The organism is Lysinibacillus sp. VIII_CA (assembly GCF_049943995.1).
GTDB lineage: Bacteria > Bacillota > Bacilli > Bacillales_A > Planococcaceae > Lysinibacillus > Lysinibacillus pinottii.
The window spans coordinates 501,216-521,908 of record NZ_JBNFXM010000001.1; the positions used below are offsets into that span (position 1 = coordinate 501,216).

The window sequence follows — 20,693 nt, forward strand, 5'->3', positions numbered from 1 at the left end:
TGTAAGTAGATGGTTACATAATTATACGATTTAAATTGCATTTTGTTCCATTTCTTATGATATCTTCATCAATATTCATAAACTCTTAAGAAATCACTGAGCCAAAACGAAAAGGCAATCCCCTAATAGACTGGAATTGCCTTATTTTTTATTTTGTATAGTCAAACAAACAACGTGCATGGTCTTGCACTACTTCTACAAATGCCTCTACTTGACGCAATTCAAAAGATGATTCATAGCCAATAAGCCATGTATCTCGTGTAATCCCAAATTCCTTTTCATCGTTTGTTAAAGGTATTTTATGAATTTCATCATGATCATTTAATGTGATGGATGGTAGTATAGCATAACCTATTCCATTTAAAGCCATCTGTTTACAAATTTCAATTTGATCTACTAAAATTTGTTTTCTGGGATTTTGAGCAAAGTGTTGCTGCCACCATTGTTGAATTTCCTGATAGTAGTTCGAATCACTTTTGTATTGAATAAATGGACGATCTGTCGTCAGTACATCTTCAATTGTCTTCAATTCCTTATCCACTAAATAAAGAGTGTCTCTGAAAAGGTGAATCTTTTCCCCTTTCCAATCTACCTGACCTCGTACAATTCCAATATGTGCCTCGCCCTCATAAAGTGCTTTCACAATTTCAGAACTCCAGCCCGTCATAAGCGATATTTTTGCATCAGGATATTTAGATACAAATTCCTTTAGGATTTTAGGCAACCAGTTTTGTCCAACAATGGACGCACAGGCAATTTTCAATGTCCCATTTACCTTTGTTGTTAAAGATTGAATCGTTTCAAATATTTCTTCCTTTTTCGCTAGCATTTCCTTTGCATAGGCAATAACCTGTTCACCAGCAGGTGTTGCTGTTAAACCTTTTTGTGAACGAATAAATAATTGTGCACCCCAGTCCTTTTCAATGGTTTGTAAACGTTGAGAAAGGGCTGGTTGGGATAGAAATAGACGTTCAGCTGCTTTCCGCATATTGCGTTCCTCAGCCAAAATTTTTAAAATCTCTGCCTCTGTTGCCATCAATCTGTAAACCTCCAATACAAGCAAAGAGGGCCTCATGACTTTCATATGAGCTCCCTCTTAAACTACTACTCTTTTTGATAAATATATTTTTTCAATTGCTTTAAAATAACACGTCTTGTTAATATCCCTGCAAATGTACCATCTTCGTCCACTACACATAAAAATGCGTGGTTAATAACTAAATCCAAAGCTCGCTGAAATGTATCTGACAATTTTAATACAGCGATCTCTTTTTCCATAATAGAGTCAACTTTAATATCAGGAAGCTTTTCATACTCAATATGTTCGAGTCCTAGAATCGATTCCGTTATCATTTTCATGCTCAGTAAACCTTGAAGTCGATATTTCATATCTAATACAGGAATGGACGAATATCCTGTCCGCGTTAGTACAAGGAGTGCGTGTTCTGCACTATTACCACTTTGTACATGTGCAACTTTTTCAGAGGAAATGATAAAATCACTAATTGGCATTGCTAATAAGTCTTTGCTGTTAGTTGAAATCATGAACTTCTTCTCCTTTTCTGTCCTGGCTGTGCAGAACAGTCCTTCCCTTTCATCATATCACAACTTTTCTATGTCTGACCATGATCAGGACGGGAAGAGTTTTTCAGGAATAACGAATTATTTTGAATCATTCAACAAAAACTAAGTACACCCTCAATCAGTTAAAGTGTTTCATCTCTGATTGAGGATGCGTTATTTCTAATAGCCAGCCTTACTCCAGTAATAAAAAATCATGATCCCTAAAAAGAGTAAAAATATCAGATATACCCATACGATTGGATTGAGCATCGTTGCATACTCTTCAACCGTTTCTGAAATCGGAGTATCCTTTTCAGACTTCCGTTCAGAAGTCATCTTTGCAATTTTCAACGTGGATACAAACGAAATAACACAAATAATTATCATGGCAATTAGAGCTGGTATTAACCACATACCCATTGTCAAAACTCCTTTCTTTTCCCTTAGTATGCGTCAATCCAGCTCTCCATTATGCAAACATTTTTAGAATGGATATTGATTGAGCCACTGGCCACCATCCAATGTCACACATTCTCCGTTCATATAACTTGCTTTATTAGACATCATAAATGTTGCTAAATCAGCTATTTCCTCAGGTGTACCCGTTCGTCCTAGTGGAACAGAATCTAATGTACGCGCAGCAGCTGCTTCCGATTCCCAAAGCTTATCTGCTCCACCCGTCCGTTCAATTGGTCCTGGTGCTATTGCATTGACGCGGATACCATACTGCTTTCCCCATTCTACTGCTAATGTTCTCGTCAATGATAATACTCCAGCTTTTGCCGCAGCTGAATGGACCACACCAGCTCCTGCATTCCAAGCATAAGTAGCCACCATATTCAAAATAGAGCCCTTAATTTTATTTTTTATCCAATATTTACCGACAGCTGAAGAACAGAAGAACGTACCATTTAACACGATATCTACAACTGCCTTCCAACCATTAGGTGTTAAATCCTCAGCATGTACAATGAAATTACCTGCCGCATTATTAACAAGACCATCAACCTGTCCAAATTTTTCAATAGCAAACTCTAGCATCGCCTCTGCATGTTCTGGTACTCGTACATCCATTTGAAAAGTTTCAATAGTTGAGCCAGCCTCTGCAATAAACTTTTTTGCCTCTGCTAAACGTTCTTCGTTGCGCCCTGTTATAACAACATTTGCTCCTTCAGCAACAAATTGCTTCGCCATATAAAGGCCCATCCCACTTGATCCACCTGTAATGACAATTGTCTTCCCCTGCAACATTCCATTTCCCCCTTTATTAAAAATGAATGGTTATTCATTAAAATTTTACTATATTTTCTCGAATATGTCATATTAATTCTGCTTTTCACTCCTTTTAATTTCTATAAAAAATATAAAAGAGCTATCCACAATAATGAATAGCTCGCAAATTTTTTAGAATTCATAAGTATAAGCTATATGATATAGCTCCATTAGTTCCTCTTTTGTCGGTATCTTCGGGTTATTGCTAGGACTACCACTTGCAATCGCATCTTCAGCCATTTTAGGGATAGCCTTATAATAAGCTGCCTCCTCTATGCCCCACTGTTTTAAATTACTTATATTCAAAAGTTTACATATTTCCTTAATGGAAGAAATGGCTAACTGAGCAAGCTCCTCTTGTGATAATATTTCATTGCTTTTATGAAAGAACTCTCCTAAAACTGCTAACCGATCTATACAAGCTTCTTTTGAAAATTCTAAAACGGCTGGCAAAAGCATCGCGTTGGAAATACCATGGGGTACGTGGAACAACGCACCTATTGGACGAGACATCCCATGTACTAACGCGACCGAAGCATTAGAAAAAGATAGGCCTGCCTGCATGGAACCTAATGACATAGCTTCTCTCGCATCTACATCATCACCTTGCTCATAAACTCTCATAATGTTATGAATGATTAAATCCATGGCAGAAAGAGCAAGTACATTTGAGTATGGGTGGGCTAAACGTGACAAATAACTTTCAATGGCATGGCTTAAGGCATCAATCCCTGTAGCCGCTGTAATTGCAGGCGGTGATGTTATCGTTAAAATAGGATCAACAATGGCAATCGTTGGCATAAAGGCAGGCTGTTTAATCATCATTTTGACTTCACTCTTTGTATTGGTAATAACAGTAGCATCTGTTGCTTCAGAACCTGTTCCAGCTGTTGTTGGAATAGCAATATGTGGGATTGGCGCTTGCGCTGCAATTTTTGCCATTTTCATGTAATCTCCTATGTAGCCACCGTTAGTAGCCACCACTGCAATTGCCTTTGCTGTATCAATGCAGCTTCCACCTCCAACAGAAATGATGACATCACAGCCTTCTTGCAGAAGAAGCTGTAGGCCTTCCTCTACATACGTGTCATCCGGCTCAGTTACTACCCCAAGGTATGAGGAAACTTCTATTCCATTTGTGTTTAACAAGCTACTACATTGCTTCACAAAGCCTAAGTTGTCCATAATGGGATCGCTAATAATAAGCGCTTTGGTACCGAGTTTTTTAGCATACTCACCCACCTCTTCAAAGGAATCACGCCCATAAACAATCGTTCCAGGTGAATGAACAGTAAAGATTGTTTTTGTTTGAATCATTTTTCTCCCTCCTACACTATTGAGCTGTATAGCCACCATCTAAAAGAATTGCCTGACCCGTTAACCCTTTAGCTAAATCACTTGCCAAATATAAAGCAAGCCCTGTAATTTCTGAAACATCAAGTAAACGCTTTTGAGGTACAAGAGGATAGAGTACCTCTTCAAGTACTTCTTCTACTTGAATTCCTCTAGTTAACGCTAAATCTTTAAACTGATGACGAACTAATTCTGTATCCACATATCCTGGACAAATCGCATTTACCGTAATGCCATCCTTCGCTACCTCCAGTGCAGCTACCTTCGTTAAACCAATGACACCATGCTTCGCCGCATTGTAACCGGCCTTTCCAGCAAATCCAATCACTCCATTAATAGAGGCCATATTAATAATACGACCACATTGATTTTTCTTCATATGAGGGAATGCATATTTCATCGCAATAAATGGAGCAACCACCATTACTTTTTGCATGTCTTGGAAAATTTCAGTCTTAAAGTCTTCAATAAGCGAGACATGTTGAAATCCGGCATTATTGATTAAAATATCTAACGTTGTAAATCGATTGATTGTCCAATTAATTGCCTCTCTTATGGCTTCTTCATCTGTCACATCACATGTATAAGCCGTTAAGGAGGGGTTTTTTCCAACAGCCTCTCTTAAAAGCTGTTCATTTTTATCCGTAATGACGACATTTGCCCCTTGCTCGGTAAATGCTTGTGCCATGCAAAGACCAATGCCACGAGCTGCTCCAGTAATGAACACTGTTTTTCCTTGCATACAACATTCCTCCTACATCCCTATTGAAAATAAGATAATAGCTATTATTGTGCCGATAGTTGGAATAATAACCGTCAACGCTCCAAATGGCATATAGGCGTCCTTGTGCTTTTCATTACAGACTGAATTAATGGTAGTGACCACATAACCACCATGTGGTAATGAATCAAGTGATCCTGATGAAATGGCAATTGTCCGATGCAAAGCCTCTGTATTTACCCCCATGTCAATATAGTGGGGTGCAAGCAAAGGCATCGCAATGGTTTGACCACCAGATGCAGAACCAGTCAAACCTGCAATGACAGCAATAGCTAGGGCTCCTCCAATTAACGGACTGCCAGGGATATTTGTCATGACATCTACGGTAGCCAAAAAGGATGGCGTTGCTTTTACGACACCACCAAATCCTACTACAGCCGCTGTATTAGCAATGGCAATAATGGCACCCATTGCTCCCGCTGCTAATGTTGCTCCAACGGATTTGGCATACTTATAACTCACTAAATAGGCGACAATACAACCACTTGTCAAAGCAACAATTAAAGCAGAAGTTCCAAGCGAATTATGGAAAACATAAGAAATCACTAAGACGACTAGCAATGGTATTAGACTAAGTAGCGGACTGGGAAGCTTCCGCGTTTCATCAACTATTGGATCTGTCGAGCGTTCTATAAATATTTCTCCATTGTTTACAGCTCGTTTAATCATCCAATTCAGCCAAAGAGAACCACCAACAGCCATAAAAATAGCGACAATAATACTAACTTGCCATCCTGCATATGGTGTCGTTCCAAGATATTGAATGGGAATCCAATTTTGAATTTCAGGTGAGCCAGCTGACGTCATCGTAAAAGTGACTGAGCCTAGACCAAGTGCAGCGGGGATAAAGCGTCGTGGAAAATTCGCTTGTTTAAATAAACTGATAGCCATCGGATAAACAGAAAATGCTACGATAAAAACAGAAACACCCCCATAAGTAAGGACCGCTGCTGCTAACACAACCGCATATGTTGCATATTTCACCCCGATTTTTTGAATAATCCATGTTGAAACACTATCCGCTGCTCCTGTATCCTCCATGACTTTCCCAAAAATAGCACCTGCCATAAACATTAAATACCAAGAACCAACGAACCCAGTAAATCCATCCATATAGCTTGTTAGAAAATTGGCTTGGTTCTCACTTGCAGTTTGAGGAAAAAATGCTAAACCATTAGTTAAAGCAGCTAACAGTGCGGTTAACGGTGCTGAAATAAGTAAATTAACGCCCTTCATTGTTAAATAAACTAATAATGCTAAGCTACCAAAAAGACCAATGTACGCCAACATAGACATCCCACCCCTCCCCATTTTTAGAAAAAGAGCTGTATAACGCTACAGCTCTTTATAGGTATTAGTCGTTATTGCTTGGGAATGCAAATGTAGACGCAGTGGAAGTATTACTTGCCATCCAGCGTTCTGAAATAGTCTTTGTTTTAGTAAAAAATCGCGCCTGATCTGGACCAAACATATGCCCTTCACCAAAACGAGAGCCTTTAAAACCAGCAAAATTATGGTAGCCAACCGGAATAGGAATTGGCACATTCACCCCTACCATGCCGACATCTATTTCTGTTGTGAATTTACGAGCTGCTAATCCATCATTTGTAAAGATAGTGACACCATTTCCCAGCTCATGCTTATTAATTAGTTCAATGGCTTCCTCTAGAGAGTCCACGCGTACAACATTACGAGCAGGACCAAATACTTCCTGCTCATAAATTTCCATACCAGGCTTTACATGATCTAAAAGTGTAGGACCTACATAGAATCCTTTTGACTCTTTAACGATATCCAAAACACGACCATCACAAATAATGGACGCTCCCTCGGATTCTCCACGATCAATTGCAGCGAGTATTGCTTCTTTTGATTGTTGAGAAATAACTGGACCAAAATCTGAATCAGGATTTGTATATGGACCTACCTTCAGATTAGTAATCTTCTCTTTTAATATCGACACTAGTCGATCAGCAGTATCTTTGCCTACAGGCATGATTGTGGATATTGCCATACAACGCTGAGACGCTGCCCCATAGGCTGCCCCAATAAAGGCGTTTGCAACTTGTTCAAGATCTGCGTCTGGCATGACAACCATATTGTTTTTTCCACCGCCAAGTGCTGTTACACGTTTTCCATACTTAGAACCTGTTTCATAAATATACTTGGCAACCGGTGTAGAACCTACAAATGAAACCGCTTGCACGGTTGGGTTCTCTAAAAGTTCATTGACTGCATCTTTATCACCATTTATCACAGTCCATATCCCATCTGGTAAGCCCGCTCTTTTCCACAGCTTACTAACATATAAAGCGGTCATTGGCACACGTTCAGATGCTTTTAAAATAACTGCATTCCCTACCGCAATAGCCATACTCGTTTGTGCTAAAGGCACCATAATTGGGAAATTAAAAGGTGAAATCGCCGCTACTACACCTAGAGGATATTTTGCTGAGTAAGCGTTTATTTGACCTCCAACATTCACAGAGTATTCCCCTTTCATGAGATGTGGGGCACCAATAGCTAAATCAACAGACTCAAGACCTCGTGTAATTTCGCCTTTGGCATCTTCCAACGTTTTTCCGCTTTCCGTGCAAATAATTTGTAATAGCTCCTCCATATTCTCAGTAATAAGATTACGGAACTTTAAGACGACTTCTGCACGTTTAGCCACGGATGTATCACGCCATAATGGAAAGGCTGCTTGAGCCTGCTCGATTGCCTCTCTTGTCTCCTCAAAAGTTGCCAATGGCACTTTTGCAATAATATCACCGGTAGTTGGATTGTATACAGAACCAAATCTTCCACTTCTTCCTTCAACTAACTGTCCACCAATAAAATGCGTTAATGTTTTAACCTCTTGAGCTGTCGTCATCATCATTTCCTCCTTATAATTGTTTTATTTTACATGTATCCTTTAAGCTTAAATAAGCTGCAGACATATCATTTTCACCATAGCCCTGCTGAGCAATCTCGCTATAAAGTTCCACTAATTTTTCGCCGATTCGAAGAGATACACCAGCTTCATCAGCCATTTCCTTTGCTAGCTTTAAATCTTTCAATAAAAGATTCGTTGAAAATCCAGGTGCATAATCATTATTTTTCATATATTCCATATAGTTACGCTCATAAATCCGACTTTGACCGTAGCTATTACTTAATACCTCATATAGCGTATCTCCATCAATCCCCATTTTTTCACCAAGTACAATTGTTTCAGCTACAGCCTCTGTGTAAAACCCTATCATTAGGTTATTTAATAATTTAAGACGCGTACCTACACTTGAGGACAAACCTAGGTGATAGATATTTTTACCCACTATTCCGAATATTCGGCTTGCACTTTCATAATCTTCCTTGCTACCACCGACCATTATTGTTAGGGAGGCATTTATAGCCCCTATGACACCACCACTTACAGGTGCTCCTAAATAGCGTAATCCCAACACACTCGCTTCTTTATGTAACGAATCATTCAAATCGGGATTGACCGTACTAAAATCAATGAGTAAGGCACCTTTCTTAGCATGCTGTATAATGCCTTCTTCTGTTTGATACACCATTTCAACTATTTGAGGTGTGGGCAAGCTAGTCATTATCACATCACATTGCTTTGCAACTTCCTTTGTTGATTCAAGACCTATACCGCCAGCTGCTGTAAATAGCTCCATTGCCTTCGTATTTGTATCAAAGCCATACACTTCATAGTTTGCCTTTAATAAGTTAATAGACATTGGTAACCCCATATTTCCTAAGCCGATAAAACCTAATTTTCTATTCATTTGGATATCCCCCAATCCTTGAAAATTCAGCAATAGTGCTGGATAGTCACTAGCCAACAACAGTTTTTTATCGTAACATTAATAACGAGATACCTTTAATTGACCTGAGTCAGTGACTTCGGTCAATTAAATCATAATCAAAATAAATCCATCTCGTCAATTAAAAATTTTATATTTTCTGAATTTTTAATTTAAAAAATATTTTACAATACTTAAAATCGGAGGTAATTTGCCACTATGGAATCACTAACAAGCAGGCAAAAAAAGGCATTAGAAACTCGTGATAAATTATTAAAAACATCCCTAGATTTATTCAATAAATTCGGATTTGAACATGTTACTGTGGAACAAATTACCAATGCTTGTCATGTCTCCAAGGGTACATTTTATACACATTTCCCCTCTAAATATGACGTTATTTTAGAAAAATTTAAAGAGCTGGATCATTTTTATAGTACTTTAGAAAAAAATATAGACCATACATTGCCAGCAAGTGAAAAAATTTTATTAGTGTATCAAGAACAAATGAAATACTTAATGAATGTTGTAGGAAAGGATCTGTTACGCACTGTGTATACTGCTGCAATGACAAATCAAGTAAAACAGGATCATTATTTAATCAATCCCGAGCGGAAGATATTTCAAATCATGAATACATATATTGAGGAAGGGCTACAACAAGGTGAACTTAGACAGGATTTATCAGCTACTGAAATACAGGCCATCATACAGCGTTGTATGCGTGCCAATGTTTATGATTGGTTAATCCATAACGAAAACTTTGACTTGGCAGCTGAGATGAACCGATTTACAGCTATTGTGTTAAACGGTCTTAAAAGTGTCAAATAAAAAAAGTAGCACCTCATCCGTTGAGTGATGAGTGCTACTTTTAACTAGCTGACGAAATATTTTTGTACAATGGTTTCAACTGGTAGTGGTTTATTATACAAATAACCTTGTCCCTTTTGACAACGGTGACGTTTGAGAAAATCAACTTGCGTGGGCTCTTCAATTCCTTCGGCAATTACCTCTAACCCTAAGTTATGAGACATCGAAATGATGGCCTTAATAATGGCCTCATTTTTGTCATCTTTAGCGATATCCCGAATAAACGATTGATCGATTTTTATAATATCAATTGGATAACGCTTTAAATAGCTTAATGAAGAATAGCCGGTTCCAAAGTCATCTACTGACACATAAACCCCTAATTGCTTTAACTCTGTAAGAATCGAAAATGTCTCATGAACATTTGTCATCGAGCTTTCTGTGATTTCTACCTCCAGAAGTTCTGCAGGCACCTCGTATTTTTTTAATGCGGCCTTTATTTTTCGTGCGAAGTTCTCTTTCCTAAACTGTTTTGGTGAAATATTGACAGCTATGCGCACAGGACGGTAGCCCTTAGATTGCCATTCTTTTTGATGACGACAAACCTCGTCAATAATCCAATCACCAATTTCAATAATTAATCCTGAAGCCTCTGCAATAGGTATAAATTGCGCAGGGGAAACAAAACCAAATTTACGGTTATTCCATCGCAATAAAGCTTCAAAGCTATTGATGCTATTATTTGTTAAGTCCATCTGAGGCTGGAGATGCAGACTAAGCTCATTAAATTCAATAGCACGTCGTAAATGTGCCTCCATTAAAGCTTCATTTGGGAAAATCGCCGTCATATCTTCACGATAATAACGATAGTGAGATCGCCCATGCTCTTTAACAGAAAATAATGCCTTATCGGCTTTCCTTACAAGTGTCTCTAAATCCTTGCCATCTGCTGGACTAAGGGATATACCGATTGAAACGCTAATAAAATATTCCTGTCCATCTATCATAAATGGCTGTTTTAAAACATTCAAAATAGCATTGGCGGTATGCTCAATTTTTTGAATAGTCGCATCTTTTAGTACAAAGATAAACTCATCACTGTTATAACGATAAAGGGCACATTTTGAATAGCAAAGTTCATTAAGTCTTTGACTAAACATACGCATGAGCTCATCCCCTTTACTTTCACCTAGGGATTCATTAAATTTTTTAAAACGATCAATATCCACTAAAATAAGGGCTGCTTGCTTGTGCTCTTGCTTTTTGTCATTTAGATAATGTAACCAATGCTCCTTGAATGCCTTACGATTCCAAATGCCAGTTAATTCATCCATTAACGCTAGGTAATAAAATGCCTCATGATCATTCAGAAATGAATTTGCATCTTTAACAAATAAATGAACCCCTATAACCTCCCCATTATAATAGGTTGGGTGTGTTCTTAAGTAAAAAGGCTCTTTACTTAATAATTGGTCCTTAAATAAGCATTTTGGCATACCAAAAGCTGAACCTTCAATTGTTTTGGCAAATAATAATTTAAATTCTTTACTATATTTACTGTCCAATAATGAAAAAATATCTCGTCCTATTAAGCACTGCTGGTCTCTAGAAATTTCTGACGTAACAGCCATGTTTTGATGAATAATTCGGCCTTGTAAATCTACCGTCAGTACCGGACTTACATGTTGTTCCACGTATTGTAAATAAGGTTTTTCTTCTACTTGTGTTTCTCTCAAAATAACTGCAACCATGGATTGAGAAAAATGTTGTATATGAAGAGCAAATGCTCGTTCATAAAAACCGGTACCTAATTTCAGGACATGCTGTGTTTGGACTTCTTCGTTTAGAAAATTCGACAACTGCAGCCAGCATTGCTTGGTAAAAAAACGTTCAGCGTTCGTCGCTGCTTTATCCTGCAGCTCCATAAATGATAATAGCTTATCATTAAAATCAACGACCTCGAACCTCTTTTTATCAACTATTCTCAAACAGACGACTGCATCAAACGGATTCATTTGAATGAGCTGTTGATATTCTGCAAATGGCGCTACACTCTCTCTATATTTTTTCATTCTATCCCTCACTAAGTAGCGTGTTTGCTCTATTCTTCGTCTAGCGTAGGCTTTAATGCATCTTGTAAGAAAATCTCCTGACTATTCAGCGGATCTTCACTACGATCAAAATCTTTATAATGATATTTACCATTGGAGTCTTGAATACGAGCCTTAGCAGTATCCATTAATTGTGTATTCATAATGTCAATAATACGAGTTTTTGCTTCATTTGCATATACAGGGAACAAAATTTCTACACGTTTAATCATGTTACGTGTCATCATATCAGCTGAAGATAAATATACTCTATTCTCACCATTATGATGGAACCAATAGATTCGGGAATGTTCAAGGAAACGACCAACGATACTTGTTACAGTAATGTTTTCGCTAATGCCAGGAATCCCCGGTCTAATACAGCAAATACCACGTATTATAAGTTCTACCTTTACCCCAGCAATCGAAGCCTCATATAGCTTCATCATAAGATCTTTGTCTGTCAATGAATTCATTTTAGCTCGAATAAAACCATTCCCATATTTTTTATGACAAGCAATTTCTTCATCCATTAAACGAATAAATTCATCTCGAATATCAAATGGTGCCACAACCAAGTGATTAAATGTAGGTTTTTCTGTATAGCCACTTAAATAGTTAAAGAAGTTTGTCGCATCAATCCCAAATTCTTTATCTGTCGTTATTATGCCCATATCCGTGTAAATTTTTGCAGTGGCATCATTATAATTTCCTGTGCCAAGATGAACAAAGCGTTCAATTTTTCCATTTCGACGACTAACGACTAATGTAATTTTGGAGTGTGTTTTTAAATTGTTCATCCCATAAATAACAAGGCAGCCTGCTTGCTCTAGTTGTTTTGCCCAATGCACATTATTTTCTTCATCGAATCTAGCCTTTAATTCGACTAAAACTGTTACTTGTTTGCCATTTTCAGCAGCCAGTTTCAGTGCTTGAATGATTGGTGAATTGCCACTTACTCGATATAATGTTTGTTTAATTGCTAATACATTCGGATTAACTGCTGCCTCTGAGACAAAGTCAACGATCGGTGCAAATGATTCATATGGATGATGGAAAAAGATATCTTGTGTTAATGCTTTTTCAAAAATATTTTCGTCAGATTGTAAATCTAAAGGTGGCTGTGGGATGAAGCTTTCATATTCAAGATGTTCACGGCCAACAGCTATACCTTTTACAAAAGAGAACATAAAGGTTAAATCCAAAGGACCATCAATATGGAAAACATCATTTTCTTCAATTTCAAATTCATCTAATAAATATAGAAGCACTTCCTCATTCATTTCTCCAACTCGAACTTCTAGACGGCTTCCTACTCCCCACTTTCGTTTCTTCAACTCTTTTTCAATTTCAACGAGAAGGTCCCTTGCACCCTCTTCGTGGATCGTTAAATCCGCATTCCTCGTTAAACGGAAGGCTTGCGCTGATTTTACACTATAGCCATAAAATAATTTTTCAATATGTGCTACAATGACATCCTCCAGTAGTACAACGACTGTTTTACCTTCTTCAGTAGGCACTTTGATATATCGATCTAAAACAGATGGAACTTGAACGATTGCGACTTTTTCACGACTTTCAAGATCTGATTCATCCTGCTCTAATAGGACTAGTAAATTTAGTGTTTTCCCAAGCAATGTCGGGAAGGGACGATACGCATCTACTGCTACAGGTGTTAATACTGGGAATATAGTTTCTGCAAACATCTCGTTAATAAAAGCTTTTTGTGTGCTATTTAGATCTTTCATGTCTGCAATATGTACATTATGCTGTGGTAATAAATCATAGATTAAATGGCGGTATACTTCAGTTTGTCGACGCACTAAAGCTTGTGTACGTTCTGCAATTTTCGCTAATTGTTCTTTTGGTGTTAACCCAGATTTATTCTCAGCCTTATGGAACCCTGCACGAACTTGATCTTGTAAGCCTGCCACACGCACCATAAAAAACTCATCTAGATTTGAACTAAATATAGCTAAAAATTTCAAACGCTCTAGCAGAGGATTATTCACATCCTCCGCTTCCTCTAATACACGCTCATTAAAAGCAAGCCAACTTAACTCTCGATTATTATAGTACTGAGGCTTCGCAATCTCCTCTAGTAAACGACTATGATTTTCTAAAAACTCTTCCTCATTTAGCTCATTATTCGTTATTTCAGTTGTCATCCTTATTCCATCCTTCTTCAATAAAATTGATTGTCATTGGGATTTTTAATGCTCGCTCTAAATGTTTTTTATGTCGATTAGCTTGATATTTTTCAGCTGCTGCATTGTTCTTTATATAAATATTGAGCTGTACATAGTCTTCCTCTGGATGCATATCAATTGCATGTACAACATTTCGCTTTGAGACATTTAAAGCATAGACAAATTTTAATAACGCTCCAAAATCTCTTATTTTCCGATACTCCTCACGATTCATCCAAGTAGCGAATGGGGCAGCGAATCGTTCAAAATAATCTTTATTTTTATAAGAGGCTAGAAGGGCTAGTTTGACTCTTTCTGGGTGATTTAAACCATCAATAGATTGATTCGCAATCAAATAAAAGGTATGTTGACTTGCAGAGCTTAGTTCTATATATTCACCGATATTAAATACCTTTGCTGCTTTTCTTATTAACTGCAAATCTTCCGCATTATATTGTAAATAGCCTAAATGACAACATTCGCGATACAATTGATCGGCTAAATGCATCAAATAATCGACCTCATTTTCAGTTCGACCATACTGTCGAGCAAGCCGCCTGGCATTGCCGTCAAAAACATTATATTTATCAAAAGCATTGCTATCTGTTTGTAAGATCTTTTTGATAATTAGTCCTTCACGTAATCCCTTCTTCGTTAGTTGGAAAGACTTGCTTCCTACAGTCTCCATTAATACTCTAAATACTTCTAAGGCAGGTAAAATAATATCGGCACGGTCTGATGATAGACCATCAAGCTGCCTCAATTCTTGAAAACTTAATTGGCCTAAAAATAAGCTTAATTCATCTAAATCTTCTTTTGTCATTTCGTATCCATGGACACTGGCAATGGGATAATCATGTTTTTGTTGATGAATTTGTGCAATATTACGCGCACTTCCTCCAATTGCAATGATCGGTAAACCACTATTTTGAATCCATGTTAAGGTTTGAAATTGCTCTTTTAAAAAGGCAATAAGTTCCTTCCTTTCACTGCTATTAATGATGTCCCCCTTCACAAAACGTTGCTTTAATGAAACTGTCCCAAATGGGAAACTATGTGATTGCTGAATTTCTTTATTTTCAAACAGTGTAATTTCGGTACTTCCACCACCAATATCAATCGTAACTCCTGATTTTGTGCCACTGGAAAAAGCGACAGCTACAAAGCCAAAATAAGCTTCTTCTTCTTCTGATAAAAGCTCAATTTGGATGCCAGTTCGAGCTTTCATTTCTGCTATTATTTGGTCGCGGTTGGTCGCCTGGCGGATAGCAGCAGTTGCAGCTGCCTTCACTTCTGTCACTTCAAAATCTTCTAACATCGCTTTAAATGTTTCTAAGGTCTCCGCTAACACATGGATACCTTCTTTAGACATCTCACCAGAGGGCTGTAAATATGTACGCAAACGTGCTACCGTTTTAATATTTCCAAGCTCATGAAGCCCCTCTTCATTGTTATACTGATATATCACTAAGCGAATAGTATTGGAGCCGATATCAATAATAGCTGTTTTTAATTCATTCAAATAATCACATCCTTCAAGCATCTTCAGTTTATTTTGTTCACAATATGTATACCTATACAAAAAGTCGGACCCTTTAAAGGCATCCGACTTTACTTTCATTTATTTATACTTTCAGGATACCCATTATTAAAATTGAGAAGTATCATGTAAGGCACAATTTTTACAAAATTAATTGGTCAACACGTAGGATGAGCTCTGCAATTTCTGGCTTACTAATTTGATCTTCTGCTCCTACCTGATCACCTTTATGACGAAGGTCATCTGTAATTAGACTTGAGAATATGATAACTGGAAGTTTTTGAAGATCAGGATGTTCTTTGATTTTTCTTGTCAAATGATGCCCATCCATTTGTGGCATTTCAATATCCGTTACAACTAATTGAATATGTTCTGCAATATCACTACCGCTCTTCGCTATTCCTTCTAAGTATTCATAAGCATCGCGGCCATTTTCAAAGAATTCTACATTGTCATAGCCAGCTTCATTCATCGTATCAAATAATAATTTTCGTAATAAAGGTGAATCCTCTGCAATTAAAATGCGTTTTCCAGTACGCTCACGTTTGCCCAGTTTTTTGACAGATTCTACACTTATGCCCGATTCAGGATTAATATCCACCATAATTCTTTCGAAATCGAGTAGTAGAATCATCTGTTCGTTTTGTTTAATAACACCTATAACTTGTGATGTTCCGCCTTGATACATATCTGAAGGCTTTTCAATTTGATCCCACGATATACGGTGAATTTGTGTCACGTTATCCACATGGAACACAACACGTTGCTTATTAAATTCAGCAACAATATATTTTTGTTGTGGATTACGCTCAGTACTCTGAATTCCTAATACCCGTAGCATATCCACAACTGGTAATACTTCACCTCGTAATTGAATGATTCCTTCTACATGCGGGTGCGCGTGTGGAATAAATGTTACTGGAATCGGTTGAATGATTTCTTTTACTTTAATTACATTGATACCAAATTTATTGTTAGCCACTTCAAATTCAACGATTTCTAGCTCATTTGTGCCACTTTCTAATAATATTCCTTTATGTTCCAATGCAACCCCGCTCCTTTCTCTACTTCAATTTATAATTCAATTGTATCATAGGCAATACATTTCTCCTACTTGCTATTTCCATTTTTATCATTAACTTTTAGATGTACCAACAGGCCGATAACTGTCATTACAATTAACGTCGATAGTGCGACACGGCTTGCTAGTGTACCATAATCCTTCATCCACAATGTAACTGTTCCATATACGGCTGGCCCAATAATGGAGGATACTTTCCCTGAGAAAGCAAACAAGCCGAAGAACTGTCCACGTTTCTCATTGGGTGACAATTCAATAATATAGGTCCTAGACGTTACCCACATAGAGCCAAGTGATATACCAAAAAGGCTACCTGCAAGCCAAAACATCCATTGTGCTTTGGCAAATACAGCAAACACTAAAGCGACAATCATAATTAGAGCTACCATAGTAATGGCGCGCTTAGCTCCTACTGATTTCGTTATATAGCCAAATGCCAAAGAACCTATAATCGTTGATACAGTAGAGACTAGATAAAGAATGATAAATTGACCTGAACTAAACCCAACAATGGCTGTCGCATAAACTGCCATCATTGCAATCGTAGTCGCAATAGCATCATTCAAAAAGAAATAAGCAATCATAAAAGTAAAGATAGCCTTATATTGCTTCATATCCTTGAAGGTTTGAATAATTTCCTTATAGCCATCTAAAAATTTTAAAGACTTCCTCTGTGCTTTTGGTATTGGTGTATCTTTATTAATCAAAAATAAGGGCAGCGAAAATAATAAATACAAAATTGCTGTTGGAATAAATGCACGATGAAAATCACTGCTGCCAACATACAAATAAACGAGAAGTCCAACAAGTGTACCCAAATACCCTATTGCAACACCATAGCCCGATATGAGCGGCATTTCTTCTTTCGTTCCTAAATCTCCCATCATGGAATCATAGAATACTAGACTGGAATTAAAGAAAAACTTTGCAATAACAAAACTTGCCACGACTAAAAATAAACTAAGGGGGACGCCTGAGTAATGAGTGGTAGTCTGTAGGTTCGCAAAGATCCCCATCATAAACGTAAAAAGAATGGAAATAGACGCAAACCAGACAATAAATCTCTTTTTATAGCCAGTGTTATCAATCCATACTCCGAACAGCGGAGAGAATACTACAAGTAATAAACTAGCAATGGCATTCGCGTACGAAATAAATGTACTAGCTACTTGTTGCATAACTTCATTTGTCCCTAATACCTCATCCATATAGAACGGGAAAAAAATCGTATTAATATTTGAAGAAAAAATTGTATTAGCAAAATCATAGAAGGCCCATGACAGTATTGGTAATGATAAGTAAATTGCTAACTGACTTCGATGCTGAACATCTATTGCTGAACTCTTTTTCATAAAACCCTCCCTTACATTCTCTATAATAATCCATTAATTTTTTTCCGTAATAAAAAATTTCTTTTTTTAAAGAAAATTAATATTATTTACAATATAACAGTAAATTTCCTAAAACATAACTGCTAATAGATCGAAAAACAAAGCCCTTTCTCAATTTTTTTCTAGTAAAAAAAAAGATATTCAAGCCCCCTCGCCTGAATATCTTTTTTATTATTTTTCAGTTATTGCTACCCATTCAGAAGACCATTGTTCAATTGCTTTTAACACCGGAGCAAGTGCATATCCCTTTTCCGTCAGTTCATACTCAATGACGACTGGGGTAGAAGGAATGACCGTGCGTAATACAATTTCCTCGGTCTCTAGCTCCTTTAATCGCTCAGTTAATACGCGGCTGCTTATGTTTAACTGATTTTTAATGACTGAATATCGCTGTGGACCATCTAATAATTGAAATATAAGTAAAGTATTCCAGCGATGATTTAATATTTTTAGCGCCTTTTCAAATCGAGGACAAATTTTTTTTTGATCCACGTTACAAGCCTCCATTGTTAGTAGTTCATATACAACAGTATAACACTTATTTCGACATTCAGTTCTTAAAATACATTTAGTTACTTGACAAAAGTCGTTTTTAAAAATACACTAGGTTACGAAATGTAAGTTAAAGAAAAGGAGATACAATAATATGCAAAACATTGGTTCAACTATTTTACGTGTCGTTCTTGGCATTATTTTTGCAGTACACGGCTTTCAAAAATTCCAAGGAGGTATTAGCTATACGGCAGACTTTTTTGACAGTATAGGTATACCAGGATTTATGGCGTATATCGTTGCGATTATTGAATTAGTGGGAGGTATTGCCCTTATATTAGGTTTAGCAACGAGAATTTTTGGTGCCCTACTAACAATCACTATGATTGTAGCCATTTTCACAGCTAAGCTTAGCATTGGCTTTATTGGGGCTGATGGTTTAGCCGGTTACGAATTAGATTTAGCCTTAGGTGCTATTGCTCTATACTTTACTCTAGCTGGTGCTTCTAGCCTTTCGCTAGACGCCCAACTTTTTGGGAAAGAGTAATGAAAAAACCTGAAGTCTCCTCAAAATGAAGAGATTTCAGGTTTCCTATTTTTATCCAACCAAATATAACTATCTATAATGCTGAAGAAGAGCTTGTGTCCCATTATCACCATAGCCATCTTCCATCAATTTTTCATACATTTCATAGGCTAATGCCAATCCTGGTAAAGTGATTCCCATTTTCTTGGACTCATCCAAAGCTATTTTCATATCCTTCACGAAATGTTTGATATAAAAACCTGGTGCAAAGTCTTCTTTAATCATCCGTGGTGCTAAATTACTTAGAGACCAAGAGCCTGCTGCACCTGATGCAATTGACTGCAATACGGTCGGTAAATCCAGCCCTGCCTTAAGACCATAAGCCAGTGATTCGCATACCCCAATCATACCTGAAGCTATGGCAATTTGATTGCACATCTTTGCATGCTGACCAGCCCCTGCCTCACCCTGATAAACAATATTTTCCCCAAAATGCTTCATCAACGGTAAAACTTTATCGTAGGTTGTTAAATCGCCACCAATCATAATGGACAATGTACCATTTTGCGCACCGATATCACCGCCTGAAACAGGTGCATCTAAAGATTCTACACTAATAGATTGAGCATGCTCATAAATTTTCTTAGCTAAAGAAGGCTCTGAAGTTGTCATATCAATAACAATGTTGCCAGGTTCAACTGTTTTGAAAAGCCCATTATCTCCAAAATAAACCTCTTCCACATCTGATGGGTAACCAACCATTGTAAATGCAATATCTTTATTTTTAAATGCTTCTGCTGGCGAACTAGCCCAAGATGCCCCTAAAGCTACTAGTGGCTCTGCTTTTTCTTTAGTTCGAGTATACACCGTCACCTCATGGTCATTTCTCAATAAGTGTTTAATAATACTTGTCCCCATAACGCCAGTCCCGATAAATGCAATACGTTGCTTTTTCATATGTACATACTCCTTTGTCATAAAGTTAGGATTCCTTCACCTAAGTGACTTGATGTTTTCAGTTTAGGCGAATAAATAAAATAATTCAAACTCTTCCTATAACTTGTACTAAAAAAAGGATGGCCTGCATATATACCGAATAAGCAAAAAAAAGAGAGCAAGTGATTGGGGGATCACTGCTCTAAAGGGGGAAATGAGAATGTTGCTGTGTTCATAGTAAGTTATTCCCCAATGAAATGCATTTTAAACATCTATTTTTATAATGTTATTACTCTGAATACTGGAACAATCTTTTTATTCGTCTTGGTCTTTTTCTTCATCGAATGCTGTCTGTCTATAATAGGTATTCATTAACTGGTCTAATCTGCGACTCAGTTGAATGGTTTTTGCATTTTGTAACCCGTTTTCAACACCAGAGCGAATCATCAACTCACGAGTTTGTTCCATTTGTTTCAAGAGTAGATTGACCATTCATACAACCCTCCACACACAAATAATCATACCATTATTATACATTTATATTTCATTTCTTACAGCATTAACTTACGACAATGTTCGACAAATTAACTCCTTGGTATTTCGTTATAAGTATAGATAATTCGTCCATTTTGCTTGGCCTCACCCCTAAAATGTTTAAATAAAGGATGTCTTACAAGTATTTCCCGAAATTCGTAAAAATCTTCCTTTTGAATTTCGATACTTCCTATTTCCCCATTTTGTAATTGTTTAAGCATATTTTCGTATTTTTCCATTAGTTTTATTCCTTTCTTTTCATCTTTTGTGTACTAAATTATGAATTATTTAAAAAAAGCTTTACGTTTACCATTTTTTCGTGCAAACTGTATATT

At 37.1% G+C, this 20,693-nt stretch carries 20 protein-coding genes; 2 read left to right on the forward strand and 18 right to left on the reverse strand.

From position 1 onward, the window contains the following. Positions 1-148: 148 nt before the first annotated feature. The 9 genes from ACP3VS_RS02460 to ACP3VS_RS02500 form a co-directional block, all read right to left on the reverse strand. Positions 149-1,036 (reverse strand): LysR family transcriptional regulator, encoded by an 888-nt coding sequence (locus ACP3VS_RS02460; RefSeq protein ID WP_012293046.1) that lies wholly within the window; start codon positions 1,034-1,036, stop codon positions 149-151. A gap of 68 nt (positions 1,037-1,104) precedes the next feature. Further along, the gene (cbpB, locus tag ACP3VS_RS02465; protein WP_012293045.1) at positions 1,105-1,545 is read right to left on the reverse strand and encodes a cyclic-di-AMP-binding protein CbpB; all 441 of its coding nucleotides are present in this window, start codon (positions 1,543-1,545) and stop codon (positions 1,105-1,107) included. Between the two features lie 198 nt (positions 1,546-1,743). Further along, complete coding sequence (locus tag ACP3VS_RS02470; RefSeq protein WP_008174117.1) at positions 1,744-1,983, reverse strand: hypothetical protein; 240 nt, start codon at positions 1,981-1,983, stop codon at positions 1,744-1,746. A 63-nt stretch (positions 1,984-2,046) separates the two neighbouring features. Further along, the gene (gene fadH / locus ACP3VS_RS02475) at positions 2,047-2,814 is read right to left on the reverse strand and encodes a 2,4-dienoyl-CoA reductase (RefSeq protein WP_416277510.1); all 768 of its coding nucleotides are present in this window, start codon (positions 2,812-2,814) and stop codon (positions 2,047-2,049) included. Positions 2,815-2,967: 153 nt separating this feature from the next. Continuing rightward, positions 2,968-4,152, reverse strand: coding sequence for an iron-containing alcohol dehydrogenase (locus tag ACP3VS_RS02480; protein WP_426388343.1), 1,185 nt, complete (start codon positions 4,150-4,152; stop codon positions 2,968-2,970). 16 nt (positions 4,153-4,168) lie between these two features. Further along, positions 4,169-4,930, reverse strand: a complete 762-nt coding sequence (locus ACP3VS_RS02485; RefSeq protein WP_012293042.1) for a 3-hydroxybutyrate dehydrogenase — start codon at positions 4,928-4,930, stop codon at positions 4,169-4,171. 12 nt (positions 4,931-4,942) lie between these two features. Further along, the gene (locus tag ACP3VS_RS02490; protein ID WP_031418829.1) at positions 4,943-6,259 is read right to left on the reverse strand and encodes a GntP family permease; all 1,317 of its coding nucleotides are present in this window, start codon (positions 6,257-6,259) and stop codon (positions 4,943-4,945) included. Positions 6,260-6,323: 64 nt separating this feature from the next. Beyond that, positions 6,324-7,844, reverse strand: coding sequence for a CoA-acylating methylmalonate-semialdehyde dehydrogenase (locus tag ACP3VS_RS02495; RefSeq protein WP_036160881.1), 1,521 nt, complete (start codon positions 7,842-7,844; stop codon positions 6,324-6,326). Between the two features lie 13 nt (positions 7,845-7,857). Beyond that, positions 7,858-8,751: an NAD(P)-dependent oxidoreductase gene (locus ACP3VS_RS02500; RefSeq protein WP_198695128.1), complete on the reverse strand. Its 894-nt coding sequence runs from the start codon at positions 8,749-8,751 to the stop codon at positions 7,858-7,860. Positions 8,752-8,988: 237 nt separating this feature from the next. On the opposite strand from ACP3VS_RS02500, the gene ACP3VS_RS02505 reads away from it, so the two are divergent. Then, entirely contained in the window at positions 8,989-9,600 is a 612-nt protein-coding gene (locus ACP3VS_RS02505) for a TetR/AcrR family transcriptional regulator (RefSeq protein WP_426388344.1), read from the forward strand. A 44-nt stretch (positions 9,601-9,644) separates the two neighbouring features. Here ACP3VS_RS02505 and ACP3VS_RS02510 read toward each other — a convergent pair whose 3' ends face one another. From ACP3VS_RS02510 to ACP3VS_RS02535, 6 genes are all read right to left on the reverse strand, one after another. Further along, complete coding sequence (locus tag ACP3VS_RS02510; protein WP_198695125.1) at positions 9,645-11,651, reverse strand: putative bifunctional diguanylate cyclase/phosphodiesterase; 2,007 nt, start codon at positions 11,649-11,651, stop codon at positions 9,645-9,647. Between the two features lie 29 nt (positions 11,652-11,680). Beyond that, positions 11,681-13,837, reverse strand: coding sequence for an RNA degradosome polyphosphate kinase (locus ACP3VS_RS02515; protein WP_012293036.1), 2,157 nt, complete (start codon positions 13,835-13,837; stop codon positions 11,681-11,683). Next, positions 13,827-15,380, reverse strand: a complete 1,554-nt coding sequence (locus tag ACP3VS_RS02520) for a Ppx/GppA family phosphatase (RefSeq protein ID WP_036160877.1) — start codon at positions 15,378-15,380, stop codon at positions 13,827-13,829. Before ACP3VS_RS02520 ends, ACP3VS_RS02515 begins: the two co-directional genes overlap by 11 nt. 160 nt (positions 15,381-15,540) lie before the next feature. After that, positions 15,541-16,443 carry a chemotaxis protein gene (locus ACP3VS_RS02525; RefSeq protein WP_012293034.1) on the reverse strand — a complete coding sequence of 301 codons (903 nt, stop codon included), beginning with the start codon at positions 16,441-16,443 and terminating at the stop codon, positions 15,541-15,543. A gap of 65 nt (positions 16,444-16,508) precedes the next feature. Continuing rightward, positions 16,509-17,831 (reverse strand): MFS transporter, encoded by a 1,323-nt coding sequence (locus ACP3VS_RS02530; protein WP_012293033.1) that lies wholly within the window; start codon positions 17,829-17,831, stop codon positions 16,509-16,511. A gap of 210 nt (positions 17,832-18,041) precedes the next feature. Next, the gene (locus ACP3VS_RS02535; protein WP_012293032.1) at positions 18,042-18,362 is read right to left on the reverse strand and encodes a winged helix-turn-helix transcriptional regulator; all 321 of its coding nucleotides are present in this window, start codon (positions 18,360-18,362) and stop codon (positions 18,042-18,044) included. Positions 18,363-18,516: 154 nt separating this feature from the next. On the opposite strand from ACP3VS_RS02535, the gene ACP3VS_RS02540 reads away from it, so the two are divergent. Further along, entirely contained in the window at positions 18,517-18,909 is a 393-nt protein-coding gene (locus tag ACP3VS_RS02540; RefSeq protein WP_012293031.1) for a DoxX family protein, read from the forward strand. A gap of 69 nt (positions 18,910-18,978) precedes the next feature. Here the strand turns inward: ACP3VS_RS02540 and ACP3VS_RS02545 are convergent, their stop codons facing one another. The 3 genes from ACP3VS_RS02545 to ACP3VS_RS02555 all read right to left on the reverse strand — a co-directional run bounded on the left by ACP3VS_RS02545 (position 18,979) and on the right by ACP3VS_RS02555 (position 20,597). Next, a complete protein-coding gene (locus tag ACP3VS_RS02545) occupies positions 18,979-19,845 on the reverse strand; it encodes an NAD(P)-dependent oxidoreductase (protein WP_031418822.1) in 867 nt (288 codons plus the stop codon). Between the two features lie 294 nt (positions 19,846-20,139). After that, on the reverse strand, positions 20,140-20,316 hold the full coding sequence (locus ACP3VS_RS02550; RefSeq protein ID WP_008174142.1) for an aspartyl-phosphate phosphatase Spo0E family protein: 177 nt from the start codon (positions 20,314-20,316) through the stop codon (positions 20,140-20,142). A gap of 92 nt (positions 20,317-20,408) precedes the next feature. After that, positions 20,409-20,597, reverse strand: a complete 189-nt coding sequence (locus tag ACP3VS_RS02555) for a hypothetical protein (protein WP_012293028.1) — start codon at positions 20,595-20,597, stop codon at positions 20,409-20,411. Between the last annotated feature and the right edge of the window lie 96 nt (positions 20,598-20,693).

What these genes read in the sequence shown, in the direction of transcription:
- ACP3VS_RS02460 (WP_012293046.1), bottom strand. Translation starts at nt 1,036, where the DNA reads ATGGCAACAGAGGCAGAGATTTTAAAAATTTTGGCTGAGGAACGCAAT.
- cbpB (WP_012293045.1), bottom strand. Translation starts at nt 1,545, where the DNA reads ATGATTTCAACTAACAGCAAAGACTTATTAGCAATGCCAATTAGTGAT.
- ACP3VS_RS02470 (WP_008174117.1), bottom strand. Translation starts at nt 1,983, where the DNA reads ATGGGTATGTGGTTAATACCAGCTCTAATTGCCATGATAATTATTTGT.
- fadH (WP_416277510.1), bottom strand. Translation starts at nt 2,814, where the DNA reads ATGTTGCAGGGGAAGACAATTGTCATTACAGGTGGATCAAGTGGGATG.
- ACP3VS_RS02480 (WP_426388343.1), bottom strand. Translation starts at nt 4,152, where the DNA reads ATGATTCAAACAAAAACAATCTTTACTGTTCATTCACCTGGAACGATT.
- ACP3VS_RS02485 (WP_012293042.1), bottom strand. Translation starts at nt 4,930, where the DNA reads ATGCAAGGAAAAACAGTGTTCATTACTGGAGCAGCTCGTGGCATTGGT.
- ACP3VS_RS02490 (WP_031418829.1), bottom strand. Translation starts at nt 6,259, where the DNA reads ATGTTGGCGTACATTGGTCTTTTTGGTAGCTTAGCATTATTAGTTTAT.
- ACP3VS_RS02495 (WP_036160881.1), bottom strand. Translation starts at nt 7,844, where the DNA reads ATGACGACAGCTCAAGAGGTTAAAACATTAACGCATTTTATTGGTGGA.
- ACP3VS_RS02500 (WP_198695128.1), bottom strand. Translation starts at nt 8,751, where the DNA reads ATGAATAGAAAATTAGGTTTTATCGGCTTAGGAAATATGGGGTTACCA.
- ACP3VS_RS02505 (WP_426388344.1), top strand. Translation starts at nt 8,989, where the DNA reads ATGGAATCACTAACAAGCAGGCAAAAAAAGGCATTAGAAACTCGTGAT.
- ACP3VS_RS02510 (WP_198695125.1), bottom strand. Translation starts at nt 11,651, where the DNA reads ATGAAAAAATATAGAGAGAGTGTAGCGCCATTTGCAGAATATCAACAG.
- ACP3VS_RS02515 (WP_012293036.1), bottom strand. Translation starts at nt 13,837, where the DNA reads ATGACAACTGAAATAACGAATAATGAGCTAAATGAGGAAGAGTTTTTA.
- ACP3VS_RS02530 (WP_012293033.1), bottom strand. Translation starts at nt 17,831, where the DNA reads ATGAAAAAGAGTTCAGCAATAGATGTTCAGCATCGAAGTCAGTTAGCA.
- ACP3VS_RS02540 (WP_012293031.1), top strand. Translation starts at nt 18,517, where the DNA reads ATGCAAAACATTGGTTCAACTATTTTACGTGTCGTTCTTGGCATTATT.
- ACP3VS_RS02545 (WP_031418822.1), bottom strand. Translation starts at nt 19,845, where the DNA reads ATGAAAAAGCAACGTATTGCATTTATCGGGACTGGCGTTATGGGGACA.
- ACP3VS_RS02550 (WP_008174142.1), bottom strand. Translation starts at nt 20,316, where the DNA reads ATGGTCAATCTACTCTTGAAACAAATGGAACAAACTCGTGAGTTGATG.
- ACP3VS_RS02555 (WP_012293028.1), bottom strand. Translation starts at nt 20,597, where the DNA reads ATGGAAAAATACGAAAATATGCTTAAACAATTACAAAATGGGGAAATA.